Raw genomic sequence first — 21,949 nt, forward strand, 5'->3', positions numbered from 1 at the left:
TGTACCACCGGAGGTCTTCGGTTCATGGCGAAATTGTTGTGCTGAATGGACCGCAGGATCAGTGTACCCAGCCCGGAATCAAGGCTCGAAGAGCCGCCGGGCCGCGCCCGACCGCCCCCAGGGGCGGGCGCGATGTTGACGTTCACGCGATGATTGAGCTGGAAGCTATCGCGGATAGATAAAGTGGCGACCACGTAAGGTCGTGCGCCCACCCCGCGGTCGGACGCGGTCCTCTGTTGAGTGGGCTTTCAAGTTTGGCACTGAAAAGGTGCGATCAATTCTGGAAGCATATCGCCACCCTTGCCCTTTGCCGCCGCATCGCCCTAACTCCCCCCATGATCCTGTCGCGCGGCCGTAATTACCTGTTCATCCACATTCCCAAGACGGGGGGCACATCGCTTGCCCTCGCCCTCGAAGACAGGGCGATGAAGGATGACATTATGCTGGGCGATACGCCCAAGGCGCGGAACCGGCGCGGTAAGGTAAAGGGGATCGAAACGCGCGGGCGGTTGTGGAAGCATTCGACCGTGGCCGATCTGGACGGATTGGTGACGCCGGACGACCTTGATCAGCTTTTCATTTTTGCGCTGGTCCGTAACCCTTGGGCGCGGACGGTCAGTTATTACCACTGGCTGCAGCGACAGACCTTCGACCACCCGGCTGTGAAGGTCGCCAAGGCGCATGACTTCAGCACTTTTCTGAACCAGCCGTTTATTCAGAAAAGCTTTCGCGCCAGCCCCGCGCGCCATTACGTGACAGACGCAGCAGGCCGCGAACGTCAGGCGCTGTTCATCCGGTTGGAGCATTTCGTAGAAGACGCCCAGCCGCTGTTTGACCACCTTGGGTTCACGCTGAGCCTGCCACAGGAAAATGTGACAGGCATGGGCGCAGAGTACCGTCGCCACTACAGCGAATTCGATTCGAATCTGATCGCTGAAAGCTGTGCAGAAGACATCGAACGCTTCGGATATAGCTTCTGAACCTGTGTACTGTGGTGCCAGTGTGAACAATCCCGCGCGTCCTGCCGGATCTGTCGCCTCCCGCTGATCAAAGTCCGAAACTTGCCCCATTTCGCCCGTGTTTCAGCCCTCAACCAAGCGCCTACTGAGGATGTCACGAAAAACGGCAAAACGCCGACGGACGGGAGATTGGAAAATGATCAAGGCCAAGAACATCAGCGTCACCGCAGAGCAGCGCAAAAGCGACCTCGGCTCCGCAAACGTTTCCGGCCTGATCGAAGGTACCAAGATTTGCACCGCCCGCGGTTTTGAGCGCATCGAAGACATCGAAGTCGGTGCTCGCGTCGTCACCTACAACAGTGGGCTGCAAACCGTGCGCGCCGTGCGCCGCACCCGCGTCTGGGCCAAGGGCGCCGGTCCCCGCTCCGAACAGCCGCTGTTCGTGCCCGCAGGCGCCATCGGCAACACGCAGGACATGGTGCTGCTGCCGCACCAGACCGTGCTGGTCGAAAGCAACGCGGCCCAAGCTGCCTTGGGCGACGCCTTCGTTCTGATGATGGCTAAAGACCTGGTCGGTGTCGGCGGCATTTCCCGCATAACCCCTGACATGCCCGCCACGGTCGTCACGCTGGAGTTTGACAACGAAGAAGTCATCTTTGCCGCCTCTGGCGCGATGTGCATCTGCCCCGCGCAGGGAGATGCCGATGCCCGTGAAGGCGGCCGCGAATATCGCACCCTGAAATCCCTGTCCGATGCCGGTCTTGTTGCCGCCGTTCGGACCGAACTGAACGGCACGCTGGCCCAGGCCGCGTGATCCGCCACTGACCAAAATCCCTTCGCGCTGATCATACGCGATCCCCTTCTGCTCTGTGAAGGTACTTGGACCACGGCCGTTGCCGTGGTCTTTTTTTGTGGTGCGGCAAGGCTTTGACCTGCATTGTGTCGTCGGGGTGGCGAGGTCTGATTTGAATGAAGCGACGATGGGTCATTGCGGGTCTTGGTATCGCGGCCATTGCCATCATCGGTAGTTGGCAGGTCCGCCAGCACAGGGCGGCGAGCCTCTATTCCGTTGATCGGGCCGTGTTGGATGTGACGTCCTTTACTTACGAGGCCCTGTCCATGGCCGTGCGGGATGGGCTTTGGGATTTGATGCGGTTTTCCGACCAATCTTTGTACGATCAGGTTCTGGCGGTTTGCCTGTCGGTCGGCGGAACGGATTACAAAGGGGATCGATATTGCCCTAGTATCACCCTGTTGAAGGGTGGTGATGTCGGGGTGTTCATCTTGTCGGATGCGGCGGGCAATCTGTACCTGACGGAAGAACTGGTACAGGCCACCGGCGGGGACCGTGCCATGCTGGCCGCAATTCTGGCGCATGAGTTGGGGCACGAGGCGCGGCTGCGCGAGGTGCCAGAGTACCAATATTATTCCCATGCGCAGCGGCGTGTGGTGGCGCAGGTGTCAGGCCCTGCGCGTCGCAGGCTGTTGTGGGAAGACGCCGACGCCGGGGCAGATCAAATCCGGGCGGCCCCGATGGGATTGGTGGATTATGCGTTTTCCGCGGAAGAAGAAGGCGAGGCGAGAGCTTTCGCGCAGTCACGGCTTGATGCCGCGGGATTGTCGCCGGATGGGTTCGCGCGGTTTCTAGCGGTGTTGCGGGCGCAACCTGATCTGCCCGGGGCACAGCGGTTTTTGCGCGTACATGGGGGGTCAGAGTGACCTCTATCGCCCCGCAACCTATGGCGTATGCGGGGCACTGAAAGGCTGGGTTATTTCAGCTTGAACCCTTGGGCCTCGTATTTCGAGACCAGTTTCAAGTAATTGTCGCGGCCGCCTTTGCCTTTTTCGACAAGGCCCCATTTGCCGCCCGGTTTCTTGCCCTGAACTTTGCAACCCGAGCCTTTGCAATCGATTTTCAATTCGAATCCATCAGACCGCGAAAGCTTGCCGTTGCCCGCATGGGCGGGGGCGACGGCCAAGGTCAGCGCAGCGCAAGCTGCAGCAATATATACTTTTTTCATTAAATATCTCCCGAACTCAACACTTCACAGTGACCCGGGGATAACGGCATAGACAGGTCGTTGTGGGCCACAATGGCCTAGCGTATCTAACTGTCCTGAGATTTCCGAAGAAAACTGGATGGCTTTTATTAATGACAACGGCCCCGCAGGGGGGCCGTTGAACGTGCGTGTATCTCTAGACCTTAGGCGGCCTTGGCGTCCTGACCAAAGCGGCCATAGAAGCTCTGACCCTTAGCCGCCATGTCGCGCAGCAGGTCGGGGCAGTTGAACCGCGGGCCGAACTTCTGGGCCAGCTGATCGCAACGCTCGGCCGCGTATTCCGACCCGAGGATGTCCAGCCAGCTGAACGGACCACCGGACCAAGGCGCAAAGCCCCAGCCAAGGATCGCACCGACGTCGCCTTCGCGGATGTCTTCCAGCACGCCTTCTTCCAGCGCGCGGACGGCCTCCAGCACCTGTGCGAACATCAGGCGATGCTGCACCTCGGTCACATCGGGCTGGTCTTCCAGCGTTGGGGTCAGGTCGTCCAGACCGTCCCAGTAGCCCTGACGCTTGCCCTTTTCGTCGTAGTCGAAGAAGCCCGCGTTGGCCTTGCGACCCAGACGGCCTGCGTCATACAGACCAAAGATCAGGTCATCGACGGGCTTGTTTTCCGCCGGGTACTTTTCGCCCAAGGCTTCTTTGGTCGCCTTGGCGATCTTCACACCCAGATCGATAGAGGTTTCGTCCATCAGCTGCAGCGGCCCCACGGGCATGCCCAGCAGACGGGCTGCGTTGTCGACCAGCGCGGGTTCGACCCCTTCGGCCACCATGCGCGCCCCTTCGTTCAGGTAGGGGATGATGCAGCGGTTGGCGTAGAAGAAGCGCGCATCGTTCACCACGATCGGCGTCTTGCGGATCTGGCGGACGTAATCCAGCGACTTGGCCACCGCGCGGTCGCCGGTTTCGGCGCCCTTGATGATCTCGACCAGCATCATGCGTTCTACAGGGCTGAAGAAGTGGATGCCGATGAACTGCTCGGGCCGCTTCGACGCTTTGGCCAGATCGGTGATCGGCAGGGTCGAGGTGTTGGTGGCGAAGATGCAATCTTCGGGCACCACGGCTTCGACGTTCTTCGTGACTTCGGCTTTGACACCGACGTCTTCGAACACGGCCTCAATGATCAGGTCCGCGTCAGACAGCGCATTGTAGTCGGTCGTGGCGTTGATCCGGTCCAGAACGGCCTTGGCCTTCTCGGGCGTGGATTTGCCGCGCTTGATGCCCTTTTCGAAATAGGATTCGACGTAAGCCTTACCCTTGTCCGCAGCTTCCTGCTTCTGGTCGATCAGCACAACGTCGATGCCTGCCTGCGCCGACACCAGCGCGATGCCCGCGCCCATCATGCCTGCGCCCATGACGCCGACCTTTTTCACGGTCTGGTCCGGCACGTCGGGACGGTTCGCGCCTTTTTCCAGTGCTTCCTTGTTCAGGAACAGCGACCGGATCATCGCGCCCGAGGACGGGTTCATGATGACCGAGGTGAACCAGCGCGCTTCGATCTTCAGCGCGGTGTCGAAGGGGACCATTGCGCCCTCATACACAGCGGATAGCAGCGCCTTGGCCGCCGGGAAGGCGCCCCAGGTCTGGCTGTTGACCATGGCGTTTGCGCCGACGAAAGTCTGGAACCCTGCGGGGTGGTACGGTGCACCACCGGGCATCTTGTAGCCCTTTTCGTCCCACGGTTTGACGATCTTCGGCTCGGACAGCACCCATTCTTTCGCGGCGGCTACCGGATCCTCGACGACCTCATCCACGATGCCCGCGGATTTGGCTTTTTTCGGATCAACCGATTTGCCCTGCAATAGGTATTGGGACGCGCCCATGACACCCAGCTTGCGGACCAGACGGGTGGTGCCGCCAGAACCGGGGAAGATGCCGACCATGATCTCGGGCAGGCCGATCTTGGCCTTGGGATTGTCCGCGACAAAGATGCGATGCGTGGCCAGCGGCAGTTCCAGACCGATGCCCATGGCGGTGCCGGGCAGGGCGGCGGCGATCGGTTTGCCGCCCTTGTTGGTCTTAGGCTCCATCCCGGCGCGTTCGATTTTGCGCAGCATGTGGTGCAACTGCATGACGCCATCGAACACGCCTTGCGCGCCGTTGTCCTTCATGCCGGCCAGAACGTTCAGGTCCATGCCGCCCGCAAAAGCGTCCTTGCCAGAGGTGATGACGATCCCTTTGACCGCATCATCGGCCAGCGCGTCGTCAATCGCCGCGTCCAGCTGCGATGCGCCTTCCAGCGTCAGCACGTTCATGGATTTACCCGGCAGGTCCCAGGTGATGACTGCGACGCCATCGGCGCCTTTTTCCATCGTGAATTCAGACATATCTTTCGTCTCCCTTACACGCGTTCAATGATCGTGGCGGCACCCATACCGGAGGCCACACACAGCGTCGCAAGACCGGTGCCTTTGCCGGTGCGCTCCAACTCATCCAGCAAGGTGCCGATGATGATCGCGCCGGACGCGCCAAGCGGGTGGCCCATGGCAATCGCGCCGCCGTTGACGTTGACCTTGGAATGGTCGACGTCGAAGGCCTGCATGAAGCGCAGGACAACGGCGGAAAATGCTTCGTTCACCTCAAACAGGTCGATGTCGTTGATGGACATGCCGGACTGCTGAAGGATGCGTTCCGTCGCGGGGACGGGGCCCGTCAGCATGATGGTTGGGTCGGTGCCGATCTTGGCGGTAGCACGGATCACGGCGCGGGGTTTCAGCCCGTATTTCTCACCGAATTCCTTGTTGCCCACCAGCACAGCGGCAGAGCCGTCGACGATCCCGGAAGAGTTGCCTGCATGGTGCACGTGGTTGATACGCTCCAGATGCGGGTACTTCAGCTTGGCGACATTGTCGAAGCCGGGCATGACTTCGCCCATGTCCTTGAAGGACGCCTTCAAAGACCCGAGCGATTGCATGTCGGTGCCGGGGCGCATGTATTCGTCGCGGTCCAGAATGGTCAGGCCGTTCACGTCCTTGATCGTCACGATGGACTTATCGAAACGGTTGTCTTCCCAAGCGGCGGCAGCGCGTTTCTGCGACTCGACCGCCAGTGCATCCACGTCATCACGGGAAAACCCGTATTCGGTTGCGATGATGTCGGCGCTGATGCCCTGCGGCACGAAGTATTCGTCCATCGCGACAGTCGGGTCCACAGCCACAGCCGCCCCGTCGCTGCCCATGGGCACGCGGGACATCATCTCGACACCGCCAGCGATATAGGCTTGGCCGGCGCCGCCTTTGACCTGGTTCGCTGCCAAGTTCACGGCTTCCATGCCAGAGGCGCAGAAGCGGTTGATCGACAGGCCGGGGATGCGTTCGTCGAGGTCAGAGGCCAGCACAGTGGTCCGCGCCAGACAGCCGCCCTGTTCCATGGCCTGGGTCGCATTGCCCCAGATCACGTCCTCGACCGCGTGACCGTCCAGATCGGACCGCTCCTTGATCGCGTTCAGCATCTGCTTGCCCAATGCGACCGATGTCACCTCGTGCAGAGATCCGTCAGCGCGGCCTTTCCCGCGCGGCGACCGCACGGCGTCATAAATATAGGCTTCAGTCATGTCTGCCTCCTTCTTACTGGCCCCGGTCGGACGGCCGACCAGGCATGAGATCATAAGGGTGTTTCCAACCGTCCAGACCTTCGATGTTCGAAAGCCAGCGGTCGATATTGGCCCAGTCCTTGCGGTCGAAACCGAAGGGCTCGGGATAGAACAGGTAGCCGCAGCAGGAAAAATCAGCGTGGGTGACGCTGTCGCCAACCAGCCAGTCGCGGCCCTCAAGCGCGGTGTTCAGCGTCTTGAACGCGGCCTTCAGGCGACCGGCGTTAAAGGCGATGACTTCCTGAGGTCGTTTATCTTCGGGCAGGAAGTTCATCAGGAACCGCTGCGTGCCGCATTGCGAGGACATCTTGTGATTGTCCCAGAACATCCAGCGCGTCACTTCGCGCGCCTCTTCCCGAGTGGAGCCGCCGAATTTTCCGGTCTTTTCCGAAATATACATCTGCATCACGCCGGACTGGCTGATCGTCACATCGCCGTCGACCAGCACGGGCGCTTCGGCCATGACGTTCATCTGGGCGTATTCCGGGCTGCGGGCCTCGCCACCAAAGAAATCGACCTTCACCGGTTCCCAGTCGAGGCCCGATAGTTCCAGCGGCAGCGCCGCCTTATAGGAATTTCCGCTTTCGCCAAAGCAATAGAGTTTGATCATGTCCGTCCTCCCTTGGACCGTTTGCGCCGCGGGGGTTTCACACCCCCGCACCCCCGTGGAGGTATTTATTGAAAGATGAAGCCACGAGGTAACGCGTTATTAACTATGCCGTCTGAATATTTATCCTGCGCCACAGGCTGGAGAGCCGATGGGCGTGAAAGGTGAAGCCCTGCCGCGCGCTGGATGATCGCGTCTCCGTGCGGCGGGGTGGATCGGACTTCATCTTTCCGGAAATACTCCCGCCGGAGGCTTTGATCGTTTAAAGGGTTCGGAAAATCCGAGGTCTGCGACGTCATCATCGCTTGCGCGCCTCCAGCTCGGAATTGAACAGGCGCAGGCGGTGGGTCAGGTTGTCCTCGTCCGTTACGCTGTCAAAGTTTTCGAACAGGAACGACAGCGCCTCGCCTTCATCCAGCCCGGCCTCTTGCGCAAAGCGTTTCAGGCGGCGGTAGCCGTCTTCGGTCATCGCGATCGGCAGGCGGCGGGTCAGGCGGAAGCGTTTGGGCATGTCTCCTCCGGGTTGCCCCCAAGGTGGGGGATTTGGCGGGCGGCGCAACCCCTGTCGCGTCGCCCGGCCTGTGTCTGTCGCAGCGTCAGATCAGAACGCGGCGTCTTCCAGTGCCATCACCGTCTCTGCTCCGGACGTGATCCGGGCGACGTGCATCGCGCAGGCGGGCAGGCGCCGGGCCATGTAGTAGCGGCCCGTGGTCAGCTTGGCCTTGTAGAAGTCCGGATCATCGGTCCCTGCGTCCAGTGCCGCCTTGGCCGTGACAGCCATACGCGCCCACATGTAGCCAAGGCAGACGTGACCAAAGAGGTGCATGAAGTCATAGGACCCGGCCAGCGCCTCGTTCGGGTTTTTCATGCCGTTCTGCATGAAGAACATCGCGGCCTCTTGCAGCTGCTTGGAGGCGGTCTTCAGCGGCTCCATGAACTGGGCCTTCAGATCATCATCGTCGGAGTTCTCCTTGATGAAGGTCTTGATCTCTTCGAAGAAGGCCATCGCGGGTTTGCCACCCTGGGCCGCCAGCTTCCGGCCAACGAGGTCCAGCGCCTGAACGCCGTTCGCACCTTCGTAGATCATGGCGATCCGGGCGTCGCGGGCATATTGGGACATGCCCCATTCTTCGATGTAGCCGTGGCCACCATAGACCTGCTGGGCGAGGATTGTCATGTCGAAGCCTTCGTCCGTCAGGAAGCCCTTGAGGACGGGGGTCATCAGGGACACGAGACCTTCGGCGGCATCGTCACCAGCCCGGTGCGAGCGGTCGATCAGCGACGCGGACCACAGACCGAATGCGCGGGCGCCTTCGACGAAAGACTTCTGATCCATCAGAGAGCGACGGATATCCGGATGTACGATCAGCGGATCGGCCGGGCCATCGGGGTTTTCCGCACCAGTGACGGCACGGCCCTGCAGGCGGTCCTTGGCGTAGGCGAGGGCGTTTTCATAGGCGACGGTGGCCTGGGACAAGCCCTGCATGGCCACGCCCAGACGCGCTTCGTTCATCATGGTGAACATGGCGCGCATGCCTTTGTGTTCTTCGCCCAGCAGGTAGCCCGTTGCGCCGTCATAGTTCATGACGCAGGTGGCGTTGCCGTGGATGCCCATCTTTTCTTCGATCTTGCCGACGGATACGGCGTTGCGTTCGCCGGGGGTGTTGTCGTCCTTGACCATGAATTTCGGCACGATGAAGAGCGATACGCCCTTGATGCCTTCGGGCCCGCCGGGGATCTTCGCCAGCACAAGGTGGATCACGTTGTCGGACATGTCGTGGTCACCGGCCGAGATAAAGATCTTCTGGCCCGTGATCTTGTAGCTGCCGTCGTCCTGCGGTTCGGCCTTGGTACGCATCAGGCCCAGATCGGTGCCGCAATGCGGCTCGGTCAGGTTCATGGTGCCGGTCCATTCGCAGGTCACCATCTTGGGCAGATAGGTCTGCTTCTGTTCGTCCGAGCCATGGGCGTGGATCGCGGAATAAGCACCGTGGGTCAGGCCCGGGTACATCATGAAGGCCATGTTCGCGGCCGAGAAGATCTCTCCGGTAGCGGTGGAGAGCAGATAGGGCAGGCCCTGACCGCCGTATTCGGGGTCACAGTCCAGACCGGTCCAGCCGCCTTCGCGGAACTGGTCAAAGGCTTCCTTGAAGCCCTTGGGCGTGCGGACGACACCGTTTTCCAGCGTCACGCCTTCTTTGTCGCCCACCACGTTGAGGGGCGCAAAGACGTCGGTGGACAATTTGCCGGCTTCTTCGAGGATGGCTGCGGTAAAGTCGCGGTCCATCTCGTCATAGCCCGGCACATCCTGTTCGGACGTCTTCAATACGTCGTGCAGGATGAACTGCATGTCTTTGACGGGGGCGGTAAAAGTCGGCATTTTGTCTCTCCCTTTGTGCGGCGATTACTCGGCCGCGTCTTTCTCGGTCACGAGCGAGGCGATCATCTGTTCGCCCCAGCTCATCTGTTCTTTCAGCTCGGCGATGGCTTCGTTCAGCTCATCGCGCTGGCTTTCCATGGCGCTAAGGCGCTGCTGTGCGATCTCGTAGGTCTTGACCAGCTGTGTGTGTTGCTGATCGCCCATGGAGTAGAGGTCCAGAAGCTGCCGAATTTCTTCCAGGCTGAACCCAAAGCGCTTGCCGCGCAGGATCAGTTTCAGCCGTGCCCGGTCACGCCGGGTGAACAGTCGTTTCTGGCCGATACGGATCGGTGACAACAACTCCTTCGCTTCGTAGAACCGCAGTGTACGGGCCGTCACATCGAAGGCGTCGCACATCTGACGGATCGTCATCTGTTCGTCGGTTTCCATCATTTTTTTCATCCATACATCGTCTGGCGTATTTGATCGGATGGTCAAAAAACAGAACCTGTCTCTCTTTACAACGGCGCTTGACGTTGACGTAACCGATACGTCGCGTCACTTTCTAGGTGACGTAAGATCAGCCAAGATCAAGGCGCGGTTTGCGAAATTTTTGTAAATGTGTACGGCAGTCGCGAAAGTCCGCGACATGGCGCAAGCAGCTGGAAAATCTACCTAAAACTCAACGATTCGTGAGGACGGTGTGAGTTTGTCAGGCTTTGCCGGCGGCCAATGCCTTGGCAGATTGGTCCCGAAGCGACTGCAATTCCTGAATGGTCTCATCGATCTGATCGCGTTGGGATTTCAGCTCTTTCAACTGCGCATCCGCGTTCTCGATCCAGACTTCCATTTGCGCGGCAGAGCCTTCCTGATCGTAAAGCTCCAGCCATTGGCGAATGGACTCGAGCGAAAAGCCATATTTGCGGCCACGCAGGATCAGCGTCATGCGGGCGCAGTCGCGCGAATTGTAAAATCGCGACCGGCCTTCGCGTTCCGGGTTCAGCAGTTCGATGTATTCGTAGTAGCGCAGGGTCCGCGGCGTCACGTCAAAGCGTTCGCACATCTCCTTAAAGCTGATCCGGGTATCGTCCATCAGGTGCCTGCCTCTTCCCTTGGCCCATCCGCCACGCCGACCGTAGGGTCGGGCGCGCGTCACGCAGGGGCATCTTGGCGGGAAACCCGAAGCTCTTCAAGATGCAGGAGAGGGCAGGGCTTGCCCCTGTCGCCGATTATCGGTCTAGTCAGACGCGAAGGACCAAAGACGCCATGACCGAAGACATTCCCCGGACCGATCCGAACAAACCACCCGCCACCGACAAAGCGGCAAAAATCGCCCGCCAGTTCATGGAGGCGCTGCCTTACGCCAAGGCCATCGGGATGCAGGTGATCCATGTCGGCGCGGGCACATCAGAGTTCGCGTTGCCCTATCGCGACGATTTGGTCGGCGATCCGGATACCGGGGTTCTGCACGGTGGCGCGGTGTCTGCGCTGCTTGATTCTGCCTGCGGGGCGGCGGTGATTTCGCATCCTGACAGCGCGGGTGGCACGGCGACGCTTGATTTGCGGATCGACTATATGCGGGCCGCGACGCCGGGGCAGACGCTGGTGGGGCAGGCCGAATGTTATCACGTCACGCGATCGGTTGCCTTCGTGCGCGCGGTGGCGCTGGATGACGATACCGACCGTCCGGTGGCCGCGGCCACGGGCGCATTCACCTTCAAGATGACATCATGAGTGGCGGCCCAAAAGGCGCACGGCCCGACCCCGTGCAGGTGATCAAACAAAGACGCGATGCGGCGCTTGAGGCGCTGGTAGGGCGTGTTCCTTACATCCGGTTCCTTGGCGTGCGGTTCGACCGCCGCGGGGATGAACTGACGGCCGTGCTTCCGTTCCGCGATGACCTGATCGGCAACCCGATGCTGCCCGCCATTCACGGCGGGGTGACGGCCGGATTTCTGGAAACGGCGGCGATCATCGAACTGGGCTGGTCGCAGCTTTGGGCGGATATCGAAAGCGGAGCGGTCGATGCTGACGCCCTGAAAGACGGACCCGCGCTGCGTCTGCCAAAGGTCATTGATATGACCGTGGATTACCTGCGTTCCGGTTTGCCGCGCGACGCCTATGCACGGGCGCGGATCACGCGGGCCGGGCGGCGTTATGCCAGTGTTCAGGTCGAAGCTTGGCAGGACAACCGCGACCGCCCATTTGCCGAGGCGATGGGCCATTTCCTGATGCCACCACGCGCCGATGGCTGATCCGATCACCCACGCGCGGGTGCTTCGTATCGCCCTGCCGATTGTGCTGTCGAACGCCACGATACCGTTGCTGGCCGCGGTCGACACCGGCGTCGTCGGGCAATTGGGCGAAGCCGCTCCCATCGGGGCGGTGGCTTTGGGCGGGATCACCCTGACGGCCATCTACTGGATGTTCGGGTTCCTGCGCATGGGCACGACCGGTCTGACCGCGAATGCCATCGGCGCCGGGCAGGTGGGCGAGGTCGCGGCCCTGCTGACGCGGGCCCTGATCATCGCAGCCGTCGCCGGAGTGGCCCTCATCGCCCTGCAAATTCCGATTTTCTGGGCGGGGTTCGAACTATCGCCCGCCTCGGACGAGGTCGAATCCTTGGCCCGCCAGTACATGGGTATCCGCATCTGGTCCGCCCCGGCGGCGATTGGCGTCTTTGGGCTGACCGGCTGGCTGATCGCGCAGGAACGCACGGGGGCCGTGCTGGTGGTGCAGCTGGTGATGAACGGGATGAACATGGCTTTGGACGTGCTGTTCGTACTGGGCTTTGACTGGGGCGTGCCGGGGGTCGGGCTGGCCACCTTCCTGTCGGAATGGTCTGGTTTCCTTGTGGGGCTTTGGCTGTGCCGCGCGGCTTTCAACGTGCCAGCCTGGCGCGACTGGCCGCGGGTCTTTGACCGGGTGCGGCTGATGCGGATGGCTGTGGTGAACCGGGACATCCTGCTGCGGTCTCTGATGCTAGAGATCATTCTGGTGTCCTTCGTCTATTTCGGCGCGGATTTCGGCGATGTGCAGCTGGCGGCAAACCAGGTTCTGACGCAGTTCATGTTCATCACTGCCTATGCCATGGACGGGTTCGCCTTTGCGGCAGAGGCCTTCGTGGGTCAGGCGCTTGGGCGGCGTGATCGGGCTGCGCTGCGACGGGGGGCTGTGATGACCTCCGTCTGGGGCGCAGCGATCTGCGTGGCGCTGGCGCTGGTTTTCTGGATCGCGGGGGGCTGGATCGTCGATCTGATGGCCAAGGACGAAGGCGTGCAGGCGGCGGCGCGCGTCTACCTGCCGTGGATGGTTCTGGCGCCGATCGTAGGCTGCGCCAGCTGGATGTTCGACGGTATCTTTATCGGCGCGGCCCGGTCCAAGGACATGCGCAACATGATGGCCGTCAGCTTTGTCATCTACTGCATCGCAGTGTGGGCGTTGATCCCTATCTACGGCAATCACGGGCTATGGATGGCGCTGCTGATTTCATTCCTCGCCCGTGGGGTTACACTGGGCCTGCGCTATCCTGCGCTAGAGGCCGAGGCGGACGCGCCGCCGGACGCCGCGTAGGGGGCGCTGCCCCCGTCCTGCGGACTCCCCCGAGGTATTTGCGAACCAGAAGAAGAGGGGCGCAGGGTCTGCACATCCTCTTGCTGTAAATATCCAGAGTGTCGTGACTGGCATCGCGTTTGCGACGCCGGAGGTCAGCCTGTGATCAGCGGCAGCAGGTTTTCGGTCGGGCGTCCGATGGCGGCGCGTGACCCGTTGATCAGGATCGGGCGTTCGATCAGTTCAGGATGTTTGGACATCGCCTTGATCAGCGTATCGGGGTCGCTGTCGTGACGCAGGCCCAGTTCCTTAAAGACCTTTTCCTTGGGCCGCATCATGTCGATGGGCGCCACGCGCAGGGCGGCAAGCACACCTCGGATTTCATCTTCGCCGGGGGCGTCATGCAGGTAGGCGCGGATTTTCGGCCGGATGCCGTGATCTTCGAGCAGGTCCAGAGCCTGTCGGGATTTCGTGCAGCGTTGGTTATGCCAAAGGATCAAAGCCAGTCCATCCGTCCTGTGCCGACGGCATCCGCCACATTGGCAAACCCGTCGCGTTGAAGAATCGTGTCGAGTCCTTGCACGATCTCGGCGGCGAGCGACAGCCCTTTGTAGCTGAGCGCTGTATATAGCTGTACCGCAGAGGCGCCTGCGCGGATTTTGGCGTATGCGTCTTCAGCCGAGGCGACGCCGCCGACGCCAATCAATGGCACGCGCCCGTCGGTCAGGTCATAAAGCTGAGCGAGGATCCGGGTAGAGCGGCTGAACAGCGGCGCGCCCGACAGGCCGCCCTTTTCCGATTGCTTGGCACTTTTCAGCCCGCGCCGTGACAGGGTGGTGTTCGTGGCGACGATCCCGTCGATCCCGCGCGCCAGCGTGATACGGGCGACGTCGGCCAATTCCGGATCGGTCAGATCGGGGGCGATTTTCAAAAACAGGGGGATGCGGCGGGGCAGCCAGTCGCGCGCCTCGGTCACCTTGAGCAACAGAGCCTCTAGCGCGGCGGCGCCCTGCAGATCGCGCAGGTTTTCTGTGTTGGGAGAGCTGACGTTGATCGTTGCGAAATCGACGAAGGGGCCGCAGCGTGACAGCACGCGGGCGTAGTCTTCGGACCGGTCATCGCTGTCCTTGTTGGCGCCAAGGTTCAACCCAATGATGGCACCCTCGGGTCGGCGTTCCAGACGGTCGGCGATGACCTCCATCCCGTCGTTGTTAAAGCCAAAGCGGTTGATGACGGCATCGTCTTCGGGCAGGCGGAACAGGCGTGGGCGCTGATTGCCGGGCTGGGGTTTCGGCGTGGCGGCCCCCACTTCGACAAAGCCGAAACCAGCACGCGACAGTTGCGCCAGCGCCTCGGCGTTTTTGTCAAAGCCCGCGGCAAGGCCCAAGGGGTTCGGCAGCGCCAGACCTGCCAGTTCGGTTTCCAGCCGAGACGAGGTGATCTGCCCCGGCAGGCGCAACACGCCGGTGTTCAGTGCCTTCAATGCGATGCGATGGGCCATCTCGGGGTCGATCTGGCGCAGGGCGGTCAGGCCGATCTGCTCAATCGCCTTCATTCCATCCGCTCCGGGAATTGGTGCACGCCGTCGACTAGTGGCAGGTCTTCGTGCCAGACGACTTCCGACCGGTTCAGGCGACGGTAAAGGTGGGGAAAATCTTCGTCGTTGCGCGATTCTTCCCATTTAAGGTCATCGCCCAGAAGATCCGTATCGACCGCGGCCAGCACAAGATCACCGACATCGGCAAAATGTTTCGCGGCCGTTTCGGCGGCCTGCGAGGCGGTCGAGAAATGGATGTACCCATCGCTCAGATCAATGGGGGCACCGGCGGTATCGCCCAGTTCACACAACTCTGCCCATTCGGGCGCACGGAAGATTTTGTAGATCAGCATGGGGACGGGCATGCAACGCGGCCCCGCAATCGTCAAGCCCAACTGCGGCTTGAACACTCCTGTCCGGCGACTGCCCGCGCTTTCACCCCTGCCGCAAAGGAAACCGCCGTTATGCATTTTTCGCGCTCAATGTGTTTTGACAGTTCAGGCGGCGCGGTGCAGCATCAGGCGCATAACAACACAACCAACAGGGGACTTACCATGTCTGTCCGTTTTCTGACCTCCGTTGCTGCGCTGGCGCTGTCTGCCGGTACCGCGATGGCTGATTATTCACTGACCATCCTTCACACCAATGATTTCCACGCCCGGTTTGAGCCGATCTCGAAATACGACTCGGGCTGTTCCGCCGAGGACAACACCGAAGGCAAATGCTTTGGCGGCTCCGCTCGTCTGATCACGGCCATCGAGGAGGCGCGGGCGCGCTCCAACAACTCGATCCTCGTGGATGGGGGCGACCAGTTCCAGGGCACGCTGTTCTACACCTATTACAAGGGTAAGCTTGCGGCCGAGATGATGAACAAGATGGGTTACACCGCGATGACCGTGGGGAACCACGAGTTTGACGATGGCCCCGAAGTTCTGCGCGGATTTATGGACGCCGTGAACTTCCCGGTGCTGATGTCGAACGCCGATGTCTCGGGCGAACCGCTGCTGGCGGACGTTCTGATGAAATCCACGGTGATCGAACAAGGTGGCGAAAAGATCGGCCTGATCGGCCTGACGCCGCAGGACACGGATGAGCTGGCCTCTCCGGGCGACAACATCATCTTTACCGATCCGTCTGATGCCGTTCAGGGCGAGGTCGACAAGCTGACCGAAGAGGGTGTGAACAAGATCATCGTTCTGTCGCACTCTGGCTATGGCGTGGATCAAATGGTGGCTGAAAACACCACCGGCGTGGACGTGATCGTCGGTGGCCACACTAACACTCTGCTGGGCGACATGGACGGGGCCGAAGGCGCCTATCCCACGATGGTCGGCAACACCGCCATCGTGTCGGCCTATGCCTACGGTAAGTTCCTGGGTGAGCTGAACGTGACCTTCGACGACGAAGGCAACATCACCGAAGCCTCTGGCGCGCCGATCATCATGGACGCTGCCGTGACCGAAGATGAGGCCACCAAGGCCCGCATCGCCGAAGCCGCAGCACCGCTGGACGAAATCCGCAACAAGGTCGTGGCCGAGGCCGCAGATGCGATCGAAGGCAGCCGCGACGTCTGCCGTGCGATGGAATGTTCGATGGGTAACCTTGTCGCCGACGCGATGCTGGACCGCGTTGCCGATCAGGGCGTGCAGATCGCCATCGCGAACTCTGGTGGTCTGCGTGCGTCCATCGACGCGGGCGAAGTGACCATGGGCGAAGTGCTAACGGTGCTGCCGTTCCAGAACACGCTGTCGACCTTCGAGGCCACCGGCGAAACCATCGTCGAGGCGCTGGAAAACGGTGTCAGCCAGATCGAAGAGGGCGCAGGCCGCTTCCCGCAGGTCGCTGGTCTGACCTTCACCTTCGATCCGGCGGCAGAGCCGGGCAGCCGCGTGTCTGATGTCATGGTCAAAGAAGGCGACGAATTCGTCGCCATCGATCCGGCCAAGACCTACCTTGCCGTGACCAACAACTACGTCCGTAACGGCGGCGACGGTTACAAGATGTTCTCGGACGCCGAGAATGCGTATGACTTTGGTCCCGACCTTGCAGATGTGACGGCAGAGTATCTGGCAGCGAATGCGCCTTACACGCCTTACACCGATGGTCGTATCACCTCGAAGTAATTCGACCTGATCGCGAATACCAAAGGGCGCGTCCAACCGGGCGCGCCCTTTTTTTTGTCGTCGGGCCTTACGGGCGGTTCTTGATCTTCATCCGGTCCATGTCGTCGGTGATCGGGATGAACTCTGACGTATCGCCTGCGGGCAGCTTGAACGGTCCGTTGTCCCAATCTGCCGCCTTCCAATCGGCCTTGGCCTGATCGATCCGTTCGGGCGACGACGACACGAAGTTCCACCACATGTATCGCGGCCCGTTCAGCGTCGCCCCGCCAAGCGCCATCAGACGCGCACCCTGCGGCCCGGCCTTGACGGACATGCGGTCGCCGGGGCGGAACACCATCATGCGGCCGGCCTCGTACCGGTCGCCGGCAACCTCGATCTCTCCGTCGATGACATAGATGCCGCGGTCTTCGTGTTCGTCGGGCAGGGGCAGGTGACCGCCGGGGGCCAGCGTCACGTCGGCGTAGAAGATTTCCGATTGCATGGTCACCGGGGCCTTTTCACCCCATGCGGTGCCAAGGATCAGACGGGCGGTCGATCCGCCCTCTTCCAGAAAGGGCAGCGCTTCGGCGCTGTGGTGTTCGAAGTCGGGCTCCATATTTTCGCGGTCTTCGGGCAGGGCGACCCATGTCTGCACGCCGAACAGCTTGTGCCGGGTGGCGCGGGTTTCCTGGGACGTGCGTTCGGAATGGGTCACGCCACGGCCTGCCAGCATCCAGTTGACCTCTCCGGGGTAAATCATCTGGTGGGTGCCAAGGCTGTCGCGATGTTCGAATTCGCCCTGATACAGGTAGGTCACCGTGCCCAGCCCGATGTGAGGGTGCGGACGCACGTCGATGCCGCTTTCCGTGATGAACTCTGCCGGGCCCATCTGGTCGAAAAAGATAAACGGCCCGACCATCTGCCGCTTGGGCGAGGGCAGGGCACGGCGTACCTCGAACCCGCCAAGGTCGCGGGCGCGGGGGACGATGACCGTTTCCAACGCGTCGATGCTGTCGTCGGTTTCACAATCGGGGGCGTGGGTGGGGTTCCAGCTCATGATCAGCTCTCCTATGCCGTTGGGACGTGGGGGATCAGACGAAAACGTCCGACCATTCGGGGTGGCGCGCCAGCTGCGCCTTCACGAAAGGGCACAGTGGCACGATCTTGATGTCGTTGGCGCGGGCGTCGTCGATCAGCGCTTTGACAAGCTGCAAACCGAGGCCCTGACCTTTCAGCGCGTCCGGCACGCCGGTGTGGTCTGCGATGATACGGCCGGGGCTCATCTTGGAATAGGTCAGCTCGGCCTCGTGGCCGTCGATGGTGGTGACAAAGCGGCCTTTGGTGTCGTGGTCTTCCTTGTGAATCGTGGCGGTGGTCATCCCGTCCTCCTGTGCGGCGATAGGGAAAATGTGGGGCAGGGGGCGCGAAAAGCATCTCGTTAAATCTGCACATCCGCTGCGCGCGGTAGGTTCAGCGACCGCCGTTTTTGGTCATCGCAGGTCTTTCCCAGCCGTCCGACAGCCCCTACATTCCCCGCATGGACCATCCCCTGATCGACCTCATCTCGGCGAAGATCGCCGAGGCGGAAAAGAACGGTGAATTTGACAACCTGCCGGGCGCGGGCAAACCTTTGCCGCGCCTGAAAGACCCTGAAAACGCGCTGTTGCGCCGGGTGATGGAAGAAAACGGGGCCGAGCCGGAGTTTATCACCCTATCGCGCGAACTGACCCGCCTGCGGGAAGAACTGCGCGAGACGGGCGACCGCACCCGTCGGACCGAAATCATGAAGGAAATGTCCATGATGGACGCGCGCATTGCGCTGGCCCGGCAGGGCTGGAAGGGCTGATGTGCGGGCGCTTTGCCGTGACGCTGCCGCCAGATGCGATGGCGCAGTTGTTCGGCGCGACACCTGCGAATGATCTGGCGGATGTACCCAATTTCAACGTCTGCCCGACGGTGCCGGTGAATGTCTGTTCATTGGTTGGTTCGGGGGATGACACTGGCCGGCGGCTGTCGGCGATGCGCTGGGGTTTTATCCCGCATTGGTACAAGAAACCGAACGACGGGCCGCTGCTGATCAACGCGCGGGGCGAAACGGTGGCGGAAAAGCCTGCGTTTCGGGCGGCGGCGCGGGAACGGCGGTGCCTGATCGCGATGGACGGATTTTACGAATGGGATCGGCAGGGTGACGAAAAGCTACCGTGGTTCATTCATCGCCGCGACGGCGCGCCAATGGTCGTCGGTGGTGTCTGGCAGACGTGGGACTGTGGGGACGAGGCGCTGACCACCTGCGCCATCGTCACGATTGAGGCGTCAGGCCAGATGGCCGAGATTCACAACCGTATCCCGGTGATATTGGAACCTGACGACTGGGCCCTGTGGCTAGGCGAGAAAGGCAAAGGCGCGGCCGCTTTGATGCAGGCCGCGCCGGATGATGTGTATCGGATGTACCGCGTCGGGCAGGAGGTCAATTCGAACCGTGCCAGCGGGGCTGGGCTGATCGAACCGCTGAATGCCTAGGGGCCTTAGCCGCCAGAGTTGACGCCCAGCAGACCGCCGACGGTATCGCCAAGGGCGCCGGTCGTATCCTGCACCACGCCACCGACGCCTGCCAAGGTGCGTCCCAGGCCCTGTGCCGCACGAGCGACCGTACCGCCTTTGCCTACGACGTTGCCATTGGCGTCAACCAGATCGCCGTAATCGACGGAAGCAGGCAGCGGGTCTAAAGAAATCGCCCCATAGAAGCGTCCAAAACCGGTTTTATGGAATTCAAGCTCGGTATTACCGGTCACCAGTATTTCCCAGCTTTCATCCCGCGAAAGGAAGTCGCTGGTCCATGAATAGTCGTTGGCGCGCACACGTTGAGAGGTGTTGGCAAGGTTATAGAACTTTACGATATCGCCCGGTTTCGCGTGAACGACATCAGGGAAGAACGAACCGCCGACCATGTAGACGGGGTGGATGCGGCCCGTCGGATCGACAGGCGGGGTGGGCGCTGATCCGCCACCGCTACCGCCGCCGGAACAGCCTATGATACAGATGATATCGCCGATACCGTCCAGCAGACCAGCTTTGGCGGGGGCAGCAGGAAACGCCCCCAACATCGCGGCGATGGTCAGGGCCGGCAAAATGTGCCGTTTGGTCGTTTTCGTCATGGCAAATGCCTTTCGGATTCGAATGTCTTAAATGTCTGTTTACCTCGTGATTGGGGCGGTAATTGGCCAAAATGAGGAAACTTTGCGGCGGATTTGATTGGACTTGGAACAATCCAGGGGTGGTGGCGTTGTTCAATCAAAGGACACGAAACAATTAGGAGTTTCCAATGGCTACCGCCGCAAAAGCACAGTCCACCGCAAATGGCATCGAGAAGTCTGTCAAGAACGCCAAAGCCGAGGGCGATTCCGACGACATCAAGCTGCAGCTGTCTATCCTGCAAGAAGACGTCGCCGAGCTGACGAAGGCCATGCAGTCCTACGGCAAGGCCCGCGGTTCTCAGGCGCGACTGGCCGCTGAACAGACCGCCAACGACATCAAGGACCGGGCCAACCAACTGGGCAAAGACGCCGAAGCGCAACTGCGTTCGGGCTATGCCTCGGCCGAAACCGCGGTGAAGGACAACCCCGCCGCTGCTGTCGGCATCGCTGCCGGTGTTGGCTTTCTTCTGGGTCTGCTGACGGTCCGTCGCTAAGATGTTGGCGGCGCTCAAACTGTCTCTGCGCCGCGCGGGCTTCGGTCTGGGCGGCGCCGTGCTTATGCTGATCGGCCTTGGGTTTCTGACCGTTGCCGCCTGGATCGCGCTTGAAGAAGCGCGCGACACGCAGTTCGCCGCACTGGTGATCGGGCTGGGATACTTTGGGCTGGGTGCTGTCGTCATGGCCTTGGGCACGCGACGCCCCCGCTACGTGGCCCCGCCCGTTGCCGCCGCAACGATGAGCCTTGGTGGCCTTAGCGCCGCTTTTGCCCAAGGGTTTGGCGCAGGCGCTGCCACCCGGACGGCTATGCGCAGCAAGGGCTGATCCTGAACACTCCGATTGAAACGCCGGTCCGTGATGCGGGCCGGCGTTTTTCTTTGGGCTGCCGAATTTGGTGTAGTGCGCCGGGCGACCTTGACCTCCATATCCCTATATGGAATATCCGCCGTCAGCGCGGGTATGGTGTAATGGTAGCGCCCTAGCCTTCCAAGCTAGTCGTGCGGGTTCGATTCCCGCTACCCGCTCCACTTTCACTTCACATGTTGATCTGACGAAGCGCCCGCTGCGCTTTCGGGCGTTTGTTGTTTCTTCTTGGATTCTACCGATCGGTCAGTAAGCTTTCCCCCGTGGTCATCATCGCAACCGGGGAGGGGGAGTCATGCAATCAGCCACGAACGGGGTCGTGCCGTCGGCCTTTGCCGTGCCGGGCAAGGTAGCGGTGGTCACGGGGGCGGGGTCCCGTGCGGAAGGGATCGGAAACGGACGCGCGGCGGCGATCCTCTTGGCGCGGCACGGGGCGTCGGTGGCGCTGATCGACCAGAACGCAGACTGGGTCGAGGCGACCCGGAAGATGATCGAAGACGAAGGTGGCACCGCCGGCCGCTACTTGTGCGATGTGTCGAGCGAGGCAGACTGCACCCAGACAATCGAACAGATCACCGCAGACCTCGGGGCGCCGGATATCCTTGTGAACAACGTCGGCATCGGCGGGCCAGAAGGGACGGCGCTGGACGTGGACATGGCGGAATGGGACGCGGCGATGGCGGTCAACGTGTCGTCCATGGTGCTGATGGCGCGGGCCTGCCTGCCGGGAATGATCGACAAGGGCGCGGGCTCCATCATCAATATTGCCAGTGTCGCCGGGCTAATCGGTGGCCATCCCAAGCTGCTGTATCCCACGTCCAAGGGCGCGGTGGTCCAGATGACCCGCGCGATGGCGACGCACCATGGGCGCGACGGCGTCCGAGTGAACGCGATCTGTCCCGGTATGGTCTATACGCCGATGGTCTATGCACGCGGCATGGGCGACGATCTGCGGGAATCGCGCAAGAACCGGTCTTTGTTGCAGGTCGAAGGATCGGGCTGGGACGTGGGCCATGCGGTGGCTTTTCTGGCATCGGGCGCCGCGCGCTGGATTACCGGGGCGGTCCTGCCAGTGGATGCGGGCGCGACGGCGGGGCGGCATAGGGAATAGGGTTGCCCCCCGCGA

General features: G+C 61.4%; 26 protein-coding genes and 1 tRNA gene. 13 read left to right on the forward strand and 14 right to left on the reverse strand.

From position 1 onward, the window contains the following. Positions 1-335 precede the first annotated feature (335 nt). The 3 genes from ACI3GR_RS14445 to ACI3GR_RS14455 all read left to right on the forward strand — a co-directional run bounded on the left by ACI3GR_RS14445 (position 336) and on the right by ACI3GR_RS14455 (position 2,678). Complete coding sequence (locus ACI3GR_RS14445; protein WP_407495425.1) at positions 336-980, forward strand: sulfotransferase family protein; 645 nt, start codon at positions 336-338, stop codon at positions 978-980. Positions 981-1,155: 175 nt separating this feature from the next. Further along, positions 1,156-1,773, forward strand: a complete 618-nt coding sequence (locus tag ACI3GR_RS14450) for a Hint domain-containing protein (RefSeq protein WP_407495426.1) — start codon at positions 1,156-1,158, stop codon at positions 1,771-1,773. Positions 1,774-1,928: 155 nt separating this feature from the next. Continuing rightward, positions 1,929-2,678: a M48 family metalloprotease gene (locus tag ACI3GR_RS14455; protein ID WP_407495427.1), complete on the forward strand. Its 750-nt coding sequence runs from the start codon at positions 1,929-1,931 to the stop codon at positions 2,676-2,678. A 50-nt stretch (positions 2,679-2,728) separates the two neighbouring features. Here ACI3GR_RS14455 and ACI3GR_RS14460 read toward each other — a convergent pair whose 3' ends face one another. The 8 genes from ACI3GR_RS14460 to ACI3GR_RS14495 all read right to left on the reverse strand — a co-directional run bounded on the left by ACI3GR_RS14460 (position 2,729) and on the right by ACI3GR_RS14495 (position 10,670). Beyond that, on the reverse strand, positions 2,729-2,980 hold the full coding sequence (locus ACI3GR_RS14460) for a hypothetical protein (RefSeq protein WP_407495428.1): 252 nt from the start codon (positions 2,978-2,980) through the stop codon (positions 2,729-2,731). A gap of 182 nt (positions 2,981-3,162) precedes the next feature. Next, entirely contained in the window at positions 3,163-5,346 is a 2,184-nt protein-coding gene (locus ACI3GR_RS14465; protein WP_407495429.1) for a 3-hydroxyacyl-CoA dehydrogenase NAD-binding domain-containing protein, read from the reverse strand. Positions 5,347-5,360: 14 nt separating this feature from the next. Beyond that, positions 5,361-6,572 (reverse strand): acetyl-CoA C-acetyltransferase, encoded by a 1,212-nt coding sequence (locus ACI3GR_RS14470; protein WP_407495431.1) that lies wholly within the window; start codon positions 6,570-6,572, stop codon positions 5,361-5,363. Positions 6,573-6,585: 13 nt separating this feature from the next. Then, on the reverse strand, positions 6,586-7,221 hold the full coding sequence (locus ACI3GR_RS14475; protein WP_407495432.1) for a glutathione S-transferase family protein: 636 nt from the start codon (positions 7,219-7,221) through the stop codon (positions 6,586-6,588). Between the two features lie 295 nt (positions 7,222-7,516). Then, positions 7,517-7,729: a hypothetical protein gene (locus ACI3GR_RS14480; protein WP_407495433.1), complete on the reverse strand. Its 213-nt coding sequence runs from the start codon at positions 7,727-7,729 to the stop codon at positions 7,517-7,519. Between the two features lie 90 nt (positions 7,730-7,819). After that, positions 7,820-9,598: an acyl-CoA dehydrogenase C-terminal domain-containing protein gene (locus tag ACI3GR_RS14485; protein ID WP_407495434.1), complete on the reverse strand. Its 1,779-nt coding sequence runs from the start codon at positions 9,596-9,598 to the stop codon at positions 7,820-7,822. Positions 9,599-9,622: 24 nt separating this feature from the next. Further along, positions 9,623-10,027, reverse strand: a complete 405-nt coding sequence (locus tag ACI3GR_RS14490) for a MerR family transcriptional regulator (protein ID WP_407495588.1) — start codon at positions 10,025-10,027, stop codon at positions 9,623-9,625. A gap of 262 nt (positions 10,028-10,289) precedes the next feature. Continuing rightward, positions 10,290-10,670 carry a MerR family transcriptional regulator gene (locus tag ACI3GR_RS14495; protein ID WP_407495435.1) on the reverse strand — a complete coding sequence of 127 codons (381 nt, stop codon included), beginning with the start codon at positions 10,668-10,670 and terminating at the stop codon, positions 10,290-10,292. A gap of 173 nt (positions 10,671-10,843) precedes the next feature. Between ACI3GR_RS14495 and ACI3GR_RS14500 the strand changes: the two genes are divergently transcribed. Genes ACI3GR_RS14500 through ACI3GR_RS14510 form a run of 3 tightly spaced genes read left to right on the forward strand, consistent with a single transcriptional unit; the run spans position 10,844 to position 13,150 of the window. Beyond that, complete coding sequence (locus ACI3GR_RS14500; protein ID WP_407495436.1) at positions 10,844-11,311, forward strand: PaaI family thioesterase; 468 nt, start codon at positions 10,844-10,846, stop codon at positions 11,309-11,311. After that, positions 11,308-11,832, forward strand: a complete 525-nt coding sequence (locus tag ACI3GR_RS14505) for a PaaI family thioesterase (RefSeq protein WP_407495437.1) — start codon at positions 11,308-11,310, stop codon at positions 11,830-11,832. The genes ACI3GR_RS14500 and ACI3GR_RS14505 overlap by 4 nt, the downstream gene beginning before the upstream one ends. Further along, positions 11,825-13,150: an MATE family efflux transporter gene (locus ACI3GR_RS14510; protein ID WP_407495438.1), complete on the forward strand. Its 1,326-nt coding sequence runs from the start codon at positions 11,825-11,827 to the stop codon at positions 13,148-13,150. Before ACI3GR_RS14505 ends, ACI3GR_RS14510 begins: the two co-directional genes overlap by 8 nt. Before the next feature lie 134 nt (positions 13,151-13,284). Here the strand turns inward: ACI3GR_RS14510 and arsC are convergent, their stop codons facing one another. From arsC to ACI3GR_RS14525, 3 genes are read right to left on the reverse strand one after another with little or no spacing between them, the layout of a single operon-like run. Next, a complete protein-coding gene (gene arsC / locus ACI3GR_RS14515) occupies positions 13,285-13,629 on the reverse strand; it encodes an arsenate reductase (glutaredoxin) (protein WP_407495439.1) in 345 nt (114 codons plus the stop codon). Beyond that, entirely contained in the window at positions 13,626-14,684 is a 1,059-nt protein-coding gene (locus tag ACI3GR_RS14520; protein ID WP_407495440.1) for a quinone-dependent dihydroorotate dehydrogenase, read from the reverse strand. Before ACI3GR_RS14520 ends, arsC begins: the two co-directional genes overlap by 4 nt. After that, a complete protein-coding gene (locus tag ACI3GR_RS14525) occupies positions 14,681-15,019 on the reverse strand; it encodes a DUF952 domain-containing protein (protein ID WP_407495590.1) in 339 nt (112 codons plus the stop codon). Before ACI3GR_RS14525 ends, ACI3GR_RS14520 begins: the two co-directional genes overlap by 4 nt. Positions 15,020-15,220: 201 nt before the next feature. Between ACI3GR_RS14525 and ACI3GR_RS14530 the strand changes: the two genes are divergently transcribed. Further along, on the forward strand, positions 15,221-16,789 hold the full coding sequence (locus tag ACI3GR_RS14530; RefSeq protein ID WP_407495443.1) for a bifunctional metallophosphatase/5'-nucleotidase: 1,569 nt from the start codon (positions 15,221-15,223) through the stop codon (positions 16,787-16,789). A gap of 67 nt (positions 16,790-16,856) precedes the next feature. Here the strand turns inward: ACI3GR_RS14530 and ACI3GR_RS14535 are convergent, their stop codons facing one another. Further along, the gene (locus tag ACI3GR_RS14535; RefSeq protein WP_407495445.1) at positions 16,857-17,825 is read right to left on the reverse strand and encodes a pirin family protein; all 969 of its coding nucleotides are present in this window, start codon (positions 17,823-17,825) and stop codon (positions 16,857-16,859) included. Positions 17,826-17,859: 34 nt separating this feature from the next. Then, positions 17,860-18,147: a GNAT family N-acetyltransferase gene (locus ACI3GR_RS14540; protein ID WP_407495447.1), complete on the reverse strand. Its 288-nt coding sequence runs from the start codon at positions 18,145-18,147 to the stop codon at positions 17,860-17,862. Positions 18,148-18,305: 158 nt separating this feature from the next. Here ACI3GR_RS14540 and ACI3GR_RS14545 point away from each other — a divergent pair, with 158 nt between their 5' ends. Both ACI3GR_RS14545 and ACI3GR_RS14550 read left to right on the forward strand, forming a co-directional pair. Continuing rightward, the gene (locus ACI3GR_RS14545; RefSeq protein WP_407495449.1) at positions 18,306-18,614 is read left to right on the forward strand and encodes a DnaJ family domain-containing protein; all 309 of its coding nucleotides are present in this window, start codon (positions 18,306-18,308) and stop codon (positions 18,612-18,614) included. Further along, entirely contained in the window at positions 18,614-19,288 is a 675-nt protein-coding gene (locus ACI3GR_RS14550) for an SOS response-associated peptidase (protein WP_407495451.1), read from the forward strand. The genes ACI3GR_RS14545 and ACI3GR_RS14550 overlap by 1 nt, the downstream gene beginning before the upstream one ends. A 5-nt stretch (positions 19,289-19,293) precedes the next feature. Here the strand turns inward: ACI3GR_RS14550 and ACI3GR_RS14555 are convergent, their stop codons facing one another. After that, positions 19,294-19,923, reverse strand: coding sequence for a hypothetical protein (locus ACI3GR_RS14555; protein ID WP_407495452.1), 630 nt, complete (start codon positions 19,921-19,923; stop codon positions 19,294-19,296). A 167-nt stretch (positions 19,924-20,090) separates the two neighbouring features. Here ACI3GR_RS14555 and ACI3GR_RS14560 point away from each other — a divergent pair, with 167 nt between their 5' ends. From ACI3GR_RS14560 to ACI3GR_RS14575, 4 genes are all read left to right on the forward strand, one after another. Then, a complete protein-coding gene (locus ACI3GR_RS14560; RefSeq protein ID WP_407495453.1) occupies positions 20,091-20,456 on the forward strand; it encodes a glycine zipper domain-containing protein in 366 nt (121 codons plus the stop codon). Between the two features lies 1 nt (position 20,457). Then, on the forward strand, positions 20,458-20,784 hold the full coding sequence (locus tag ACI3GR_RS14565; RefSeq protein WP_407495456.1) for a phage holin family protein: 327 nt from the start codon (positions 20,458-20,460) through the stop codon (positions 20,782-20,784). A gap of 129 nt (positions 20,785-20,913) precedes the next feature. After that, positions 20,914-20,987 (forward strand) — tRNA-Gly (locus tag ACI3GR_RS14570). A 131-nt stretch (positions 20,988-21,118) separates the two neighbouring features. Further along, on the forward strand, positions 21,119-21,934 hold the full coding sequence (locus tag ACI3GR_RS14575; protein ID WP_407495457.1) for an SDR family NAD(P)-dependent oxidoreductase: 816 nt from the start codon (positions 21,119-21,121) through the stop codon (positions 21,932-21,934). Positions 21,935-21,949: the final 15 nt, after the last annotated feature.

Origin of the sequence: Pseudooceanicola aestuariicola (genome assembly GCF_045763785.1) — a bacterium.
GTDB lineage: Bacteria > Pseudomonadota > Alphaproteobacteria > Rhodobacterales > Rhodobacteraceae > Pseudooceanicola.

Bases quoted from the DNA above. Each gene is read 5' to 3' on its own strand.
- ACI3GR_RS14445 (WP_407495425.1), top strand. From the start codon at position 336: ATGATCCTGTCGCGCGGCCGTAATTACCTGTTCATCCACATTCCCAAG.
- ACI3GR_RS14450 (WP_407495426.1), top strand. From the start codon at position 1,156: ATGATCAAGGCCAAGAACATCAGCGTCACCGCAGAGCAGCGCAAAAGC.
- ACI3GR_RS14455 (WP_407495427.1), top strand. From the start codon at position 1,929: ATGAAGCGACGATGGGTCATTGCGGGTCTTGGTATCGCGGCCATTGCC.
- ACI3GR_RS14460 (WP_407495428.1), bottom strand. From the start codon at position 2,980: ATGAAAAAAGTATATATTGCTGCAGCTTGCGCTGCGCTGACCTTGGCC.
- ACI3GR_RS14465 (WP_407495429.1), bottom strand. From the start codon at position 5,346: ATGTCTGAATTCACGATGGAAAAAGGCGCCGATGGCGTCGCAGTCATC.
- ACI3GR_RS14470 (WP_407495431.1), bottom strand. From the start codon at position 6,572: ATGACTGAAGCCTATATTTATGACGCCGTGCGGTCGCCGCGCGGGAAA.
- ACI3GR_RS14475 (WP_407495432.1), bottom strand. From the start codon at position 7,221: ATGATCAAACTCTATTGCTTTGGCGAAAGCGGAAATTCCTATAAGGCG.
- ACI3GR_RS14480 (WP_407495433.1), bottom strand. From the start codon at position 7,729: ATGCCCAAACGCTTCCGCCTGACCCGCCGCCTGCCGATCGCGATGACC.
- ACI3GR_RS14485 (WP_407495434.1), bottom strand. From the start codon at position 9,598: ATGCCGACTTTTACCGCCCCCGTCAAAGACATGCAGTTCATCCTGCAC.
- ACI3GR_RS14490 (WP_407495588.1), bottom strand. From the start codon at position 10,027: ATGGAAACCGACGAACAGATGACGATCCGTCAGATGTGCGACGCCTTC.
- ACI3GR_RS14495 (WP_407495435.1), bottom strand. From the start codon at position 10,670: ATGGACGATACCCGGATCAGCTTTAAGGAGATGTGCGAACGCTTTGAC.
- ACI3GR_RS14500 (WP_407495436.1), top strand. From the start codon at position 10,844: ATGACCGAAGACATTCCCCGGACCGATCCGAACAAACCACCCGCCACC.
- ACI3GR_RS14505 (WP_407495437.1), top strand. From the start codon at position 11,308: ATGAGTGGCGGCCCAAAAGGCGCACGGCCCGACCCCGTGCAGGTGATC.
- ACI3GR_RS14510 (WP_407495438.1), top strand. From the start codon at position 11,825: ATGGCTGATCCGATCACCCACGCGCGGGTGCTTCGTATCGCCCTGCCG.
- ACI3GR_RS14520 (WP_407495440.1), bottom strand. From the start codon at position 14,684: ATGAAGGCGATTGAGCAGATCGGCCTGACCGCCCTGCGCCAGATCGAC.
- ACI3GR_RS14525 (WP_407495590.1), bottom strand. From the start codon at position 15,019: ATGCTGATCTACAAAATCTTCCGTGCGCCCGAATGGGCAGAGTTGTGT.
- ACI3GR_RS14530 (WP_407495443.1), top strand. From the start codon at position 15,221: ATGTCTGTCCGTTTTCTGACCTCCGTTGCTGCGCTGGCGCTGTCTGCC.
- ACI3GR_RS14535 (WP_407495445.1), bottom strand. From the start codon at position 17,825: ATGAGCTGGAACCCCACCCACGCCCCCGATTGTGAAACCGACGACAGC.
- ACI3GR_RS14540 (WP_407495447.1), bottom strand. From the start codon at position 18,147: ATGACCACCGCCACGATTCACAAGGAAGACCACGACACCAAAGGCCGC.
- ACI3GR_RS14545 (WP_407495449.1), top strand. From the start codon at position 18,306: ATGGACCATCCCCTGATCGACCTCATCTCGGCGAAGATCGCCGAGGCG.
- ACI3GR_RS14550 (WP_407495451.1), top strand. From the start codon at position 18,614: ATGTGCGGGCGCTTTGCCGTGACGCTGCCGCCAGATGCGATGGCGCAG.
- ACI3GR_RS14555 (WP_407495452.1), bottom strand. From the start codon at position 19,923: ATGACGAAAACGACCAAACGGCACATTTTGCCGGCCCTGACCATCGCC.
- ACI3GR_RS14560 (WP_407495453.1), top strand. From the start codon at position 20,091: ATGGCTACCGCCGCAAAAGCACAGTCCACCGCAAATGGCATCGAGAAG.
- ACI3GR_RS14565 (WP_407495456.1), top strand. From the start codon at position 20,458: ATGTTGGCGGCGCTCAAACTGTCTCTGCGCCGCGCGGGCTTCGGTCTG.
- ACI3GR_RS14575 (WP_407495457.1), top strand. From the start codon at position 21,119: ATGCAATCAGCCACGAACGGGGTCGTGCCGTCGGCCTTTGCCGTGCCG.